Origin of the sequence: Escherichia sp. WS568, assembly GCF_046486085.1 — a bacterium.
Lineage (GTDB): Bacteria > Pseudomonadota > Gammaproteobacteria > Enterobacterales > Enterobacteriaceae > Escherichia > Escherichia coli.
On sequence record NZ_JBJQMC010000049.1, the window covers coordinates 1 to 4,825 of the forward strand.

The 4,825-nt window shown below is 55.0% G+C and carries 5 protein-coding genes and 5 pseudogenes; 1 reads left to right on the plus strand and 9 read right to left on the minus strand.

What is annotated here, in order from left to right:
- Positions 1-112 precede the first annotated feature (112 nt).
- Positions 113-1,327: pseudogene (locus ACJHWR_RS24890) on the plus strand (IS66-like element ISEc22 family transposase); the annotation flags it as partial.
- 22 nt (positions 1,328-1,349) lie between these two features.
- Here ACJHWR_RS24890 and ACJHWR_RS24895 read toward each other — a convergent pair.
- The 9 genes and pseudogenes from ACJHWR_RS24895 to ACJHWR_RS24935 all read right to left on the minus strand — a co-directional run.
- Positions 1,350-1,502: pseudogene (locus ACJHWR_RS24895) on the minus strand (restriction endonuclease subunit M); the annotation flags it as partial.
- Between the two features lie 84 nt (positions 1,503-1,586).
- Complete coding sequence (locus ACJHWR_RS24900) at positions 1,587-1,784, minus strand: DUF957 domain-containing protein (protein ID WP_032205013.1); 198 nt, start codon at positions 1,782-1,784, stop codon at positions 1,587-1,589.
- Between the two features lie 11 nt (positions 1,785-1,795).
- Positions 1,796-2,284 carry a DUF5983 family protein gene (locus ACJHWR_RS24905; RefSeq protein ID WP_000777545.1) on the minus strand — a complete coding sequence of 163 codons (489 nt, stop codon included), beginning with the start codon at positions 2,282-2,284 and terminating at the stop codon, positions 1,796-1,798.
- Positions 2,281-2,655: pseudogene (locus tag ACJHWR_RS24910) on the minus strand (TA system toxin CbtA family protein). The gene ACJHWR_RS24905 and the pseudogene ACJHWR_RS24910 overlap by 4 nt, the downstream one beginning before the upstream one ends.
- Positions 2,656-2,744: 89 nt before the next feature.
- Complete coding sequence (locus tag ACJHWR_RS24915; RefSeq protein WP_001320394.1) at positions 2,745-3,113, minus strand: type IV toxin-antitoxin system YeeU family antitoxin; 369 nt, start codon at positions 3,111-3,113, stop codon at positions 2,745-2,747.
- A gap of 49 nt (positions 3,114-3,162) precedes the next feature.
- Positions 3,163-3,806 (minus strand): annotated as a pseudogene (locus ACJHWR_RS24920) (antitoxin of toxin-antitoxin stability system).
- A gap of 18 nt (positions 3,807-3,824) precedes the next feature.
- Complete coding sequence (locus ACJHWR_RS24925; protein ID WP_000692345.1) at positions 3,825-4,046, minus strand: DUF987 domain-containing protein; 222 nt, start codon at positions 4,044-4,046, stop codon at positions 3,825-3,827.
- Positions 4,047-4,108: 62 nt separating this feature from the next.
- Positions 4,109-4,585: a RadC family protein gene (locus ACJHWR_RS24930; protein WP_001186774.1), complete on the minus strand. Its 477-nt coding sequence runs from the start codon at positions 4,583-4,585 to the stop codon at positions 4,109-4,111.
- A gap of 15 nt (positions 4,586-4,600) precedes the next feature.
- Positions 4,601-4,717 (minus strand): annotated as a pseudogene (locus ACJHWR_RS24935) (antirestriction protein); the annotation flags it as partial.
- Positions 4,718-4,825: the final 108 nt, after the last annotated feature.

Consider the following 4,825-nt stretch of genomic DNA (forward strand, 5'->3'; position numbering starts at 1 on the left):
TGGCATCCGCATAGTGCACTGGGTTATCGCTCGCCACGGGAATATCTGCGGCAGCAGGCCAGTAATGGGTTAAGTGATAACAGGTGTCTGGAAATATAGGGGCAAATCCAGCGATGAAAAACGGCTGCTGCCGGCAGCGTCATGCTGCCCGGAATGTGGAGGCTCGCTGAGCTATCTGGGTGAGGATGCCGCCGAACAGCTGGAGCTGATGCGCAGCGCCTTCCGGGTTATCCGGACTGTACGTGAAAAGCATGCCTGTACTCAGTGCGATGCCATCGTGCAGGCCCCCGCGCCTTCACGGCCCATCGAGCGGGGTATCGCAGGACCGGGGCTGCTGGCCCGCGTGCTGATCTCAAAGTATGCAGAGCACACCCCGCTGTACCGCCAGTCTGAAATGTACGGCCGCCAGGGCGTGGAGCTGAGTCGTTCACTGCTGTCGGGCTGGGTGGATGCATGCTGCCGGCTACTGTCACCGCTGGAAGAAGCGCTTCAGGACTATGTGCTGACTGACGGTAAGCTCCATGCTGATGACACGCCTGTCCCGGTGCTGTTGCCTGGCAATAAGAAAACGAAGACCGGGCGGTTATGGACCTACGTTCGTGACGACCGTAACGCCGGGTCAACGCTGGCGCCGGCGGTGTGGTTCGCTTACAGCCCGGACAGAAAAGGCATCCATCCGCAGACCCATCTTGCGGGGTTCAGTGGTGTACTGCAGGCGGATGCATACGCCGGGTTCAACGAGCTGTACCGGGATGGCCGGATAACGGAAGCCGCCTGTTGGGCTCACGCCCGCCGTAAAATCCACGATGTGCACGTTCGCACCCCGTCAGCCCTGACGGAGGAAGCGCTGAAACGGATCGGCGAACTGTACGCCATCGAGGCAGAGATAAGGGGAATGACGGCGGAGCAGCGCCTTGCCGAACGTCAGTTGAAAACGAAACCGCTGCTGAAATCCCTGGAAAGCTGGCTGCGTGAAAAGATGAAAACCCTGTCGCGACACTCAGAACTGGCGAAAGCGTTCGCATACGCCCTGAACCAGTGGCCGGCGCTGATGTACTATGCAGATGATGGCTGGGCTGAGGCGGACAATAACATCGCTGAAAATGCGTTGCGGATGGTCAGTCTGGGCCGCAAAAACTACCTGTTCTTCGGTTCGGATCATGGAGGAGAGCGGGGAGCGCTGCTGTACAGCCTGATCGGGACGTGCAAACTGAACGGAGTGGAGCCAGAAAGCTACCTCCGCTATGTCCTTGACGTCATAGCCGACTGGCCGATAAACCGGGTCGGCGAACTACTCCCCTGGCGCGTAGCACTGCCGACTGAATAACACATCCCCGTCAATACGGTTCTTGCTGCACGCTTACAAATGTGCTCAGAATGTTCGCTTCGCTGATTTCCGGAAAATTATCATATTCCAGTGACCTGTACCTGACTGAGGTGGAGCAGATAACGTCCGTATTCTCGTTGACCACTTCCGGACGGTAGGCTGTGATATCAGACATAATCGATATTCCTTTTTGCAGATAAATGAAAATGCCAGCCCTGTTCAGGCTGGCGTCAGTGGAATGAAGTCTGGTGAGTAAGACTCACCGGTTCTGGTGCTGAAGCTGCAGTTGGCGCAGGGTACGGATATCCTCTCTGGCCTGTTCGATACAGGGAAACAGTGCTGCTGAATCCGTTTTATCCTCATTGTTGTCAAAGATAATTCCCGATTTGCAGTCGATATTGTCCTGCAGCCACGCAATCAGAATATCCAGTGCGGTTTCCGTGGTTAATGATTTCATGTTGTTCCTGGTTACCAGTTGAAAGTGGGTAAACCCGGCAGGCATTCAGCGCTGGCATCCAGATGAATGAGACTGACGCCATAACGCCGGGTAAGTGTGATAACCAGACGACGGAACGTTTTTGACAGCCCCAGGCGTTTAAGCCGCAGAACCGGATATGACCACGCATCGGTACGTAACAGATATCCGCTACCTGTGAAATGAATCCATTCTGATTCACCGAAGTCACTGGTCTGGTGTGACAGCGAGTACAGCCAGGCGTTATCCTTTTCCGTGATATGTGCGGTACTGCAGCGTATGCCGGCAAGGGTTGCAAACGGTGGTAGTGTGCAGGTTGACTGTTGGTCGGATTCCTCCACCACGCGGAGTGAATAACCGTTTTCAGCGACCTTGTTAATCAGTTCAGTGAGATTAACACCATCGACGTCAACGACAATTCGCCCCATGTTCAGTGCCTGCACATTAATTCTGTCGGCTTCCAGCATCAGGGAAAGTTTCATCGTTTCTCCGGATGCTTACCCAGGGTAATGTTATTTACCGTTCTGTAATTGTCGCGGGTCATCAGGCCGGTCGCCCGGCGAGCCCGGAGGATATCAATACTGTTTATTAACTGAGAGCGGGGACAAGTGCTGAATCCCGGCTAGTCGGTACGCACCAGCGCGTATTTTTCCACGAGAAAATTCACCGCATCACACAGTGAAATGCCAGCTTCAATATGCTGCTCAATCACAAGTTCATCGGCGAACGGTGTGTCATTCAGTGTAAGGCCGTAATGCTGGCCCAGTAGTCGGGACAGCAGTGTCTGCCAGATGGTGACGGGAGACGGGCAGCGCGATGCCTTCCGTACGTGTGTGTCGGGTAATGTTTTCATACTGAAGATTTTCCTGATATGCAGAGATGAAAAATGGAAAAGTGGCGTGGTGAAAGCACCAGGCCGGAGCAGAAGGTTATTCCGGTGGTTTACTGTTTCGTTTCGGGCGTCGGATAAACAGCAAGATAAACGTAACCACAGCTGCCGAGGGTGTCCGCATGGCAGGTCAGCCCTTTAGCATACAGCGTGACGGTATTCTGACGGTGGGGATTCAGTTCACTGCTGGTGAACATGAGTTCCAGTTGTTTCATCAGCAGCGGAAAGGCCTGGTCCAGATGGTTCGCATCCGCATCGCTGAACCGACCTCTGATACCGGCGCGGTCGGCAAGGTAATGCAACCGGTTACCCTCCTGCACCAGACGGGCCCCGAAACAGGGCGTCACGGTGCTGGGTAGTCCCCACCAGGGACGGTCGTGATTGTCATCGGGATGAGTTGTCCCGGAGAATGTGTCTGACACGATAAAGTCCTCACAGAAAATCGGTGAATGATAGTTTAACGATGACAGGTCAGCCGGCGTGCAGACCGGCTTCGGTAAAGGTGAATTCGTTGATGAGCAGGCCTCATCCACAGCGGCGTCTGAGGTCAGCCAGTCGTACTCGTTTTCCTGTTGACGGTACAACCAGAAGGCCAGGTCGCGCAGGGCTTCGCTGACTGCGGCTTCCGCATCGGCTGTCATAGCCTGACCAGTCGGACTGTTCCGGGTAACAGTGATATCCATGCTGTACGGATGGCAGTAACGTCCCCGATGACTGATTTCAGCCTGTAACTGCCAGAAGTTACGCTTCTGTACCGCCTGCAGGGCATCCGCGATACGATGAAGCTCACGGTCCTGCGGGGCATATTCCCTGATTTTCCGGGGGGCCGCTGGCTGCCAGTGCCAGAGCCCTTCAAAACAGGCTCCGTCCCCCTGGCTGCAGAATCCGCTGAACCAGATGCACGGCTCTTCCATAAACCTGCCGTTGCTGAGCCGGAAAACGCGCTGGCGGAGGTCAATCCCGAAAATGTCACAGACCGCCCTGAAGTCCTCATACACGTTTTCATACCAGTTGCTGTCAGCATGATGCTGACGGTACCAGTCGCGGGCTTTTTCCTGTGCGGTGGCGGATAGCTCATTCAGTGTATACACGGTGGAGGTGATAATTCTGCTCATCTGAATGCCCGTCCTGATTCAGTTCAGGGTGACGCTCATCAGCCGGACATACGGGCCAAAACTGTCCTTACGGCGTTCAGCAAACACGGCCAGCACACCGGGAATATCCTGCACTTCACGACCGGTATACGCTTCAGCACTGCCGTGCCAGCGGTATTTGCCGGTACAGAACGGAAAAAGACGGGATGCCGGATGCTGACGGTGAATACGCATGGCTTCGCCACGGGTGATGATTTTCATAGTGGGATACCTCTGAAGACAGAAGATAAAAGTGAAAACAGGTGTGATGTGGTTGTGACGGGTTAAAGCAGACCATGTTCGGCAAAGGAGAAAACCTGGCTGCCACCGACTATCAGATGGTCCGGCACCCGGATATCCACCAGGCCCAGTGCCTGTACCAGACGTTCCGTGATAAGGCGGTCTGCCTTGCTGGGTGTGACTTCACCGGACGGGTGATTGTGTGCCAGCACCACAGCAGCGGCATTGTGATACAGGGCGCGTTTAATCACTTCACGGGGATGGACTTCCGTGCGGTTGATGGTGCCGGTGAAGAGGGTTTCACCGGCAATCAGCTGATTCTGGTTGTTCAGATACAGCACCCGGAACTCTTCACGCTCCAGTCCCGCCATGTTCAGAATCAGCCATTCTCGTGCCGCACGGGTGGAGGTGAAGGCCACGCCGGGTTCATGAAGATGGCGGTCCAGGGTTTTCAGGGCCCGTTGAATGAGGCTGCGCTCGCCGGGCGTCATCTCTCCGGGCAGAAAGGAAAGCTGTTGCATTGTACTTCTCTCCATTCAGTCGATGATGCGCATAATGGCGCTGCATTCCGGATGCTGCAGGGCGTAATCCCGCAGCCGGTAATAATGGACCGTCATGGCATAACACTCCGTACGACAGGCATGATGACTGTGTAGTGGTCAAGTAATATTGGCCACGGTTTTACAGTAAAAACGGTATCTGTTCTCTGATTCTTCCGGCGTCAACCCACCGTTGTAATGGTGAGGCCTGACGCTATTGTA

Bases quoted from the DNA above. Each gene is read 5' to 3' on its own strand.
- ACJHWR_RS24900 (WP_032205013.1), bottom strand. From the start codon at position 1,784: ATGAAATCATTAACCACGGAAACCGCACTGGATATTCTGATTGCGTGG.
- ACJHWR_RS24905 (WP_000777545.1), bottom strand. From the start codon at position 2,284: ATGAAACTTTCCCTGATGCTGGAAGCCGACAGAATTAATGTGCAGGCA.
- ACJHWR_RS24925 (WP_000692345.1), bottom strand. From the start codon at position 4,046: ATGAAAATCATCACCCGTGGCGAAGCCATGCGTATTCACCGTCAGCAT.
- ACJHWR_RS24930 (WP_001186774.1), bottom strand. From the start codon at position 4,585: ATGCAACAGCTTTCCTTTCTGCCCGGAGAGATGACGCCCGGCGAGCGC.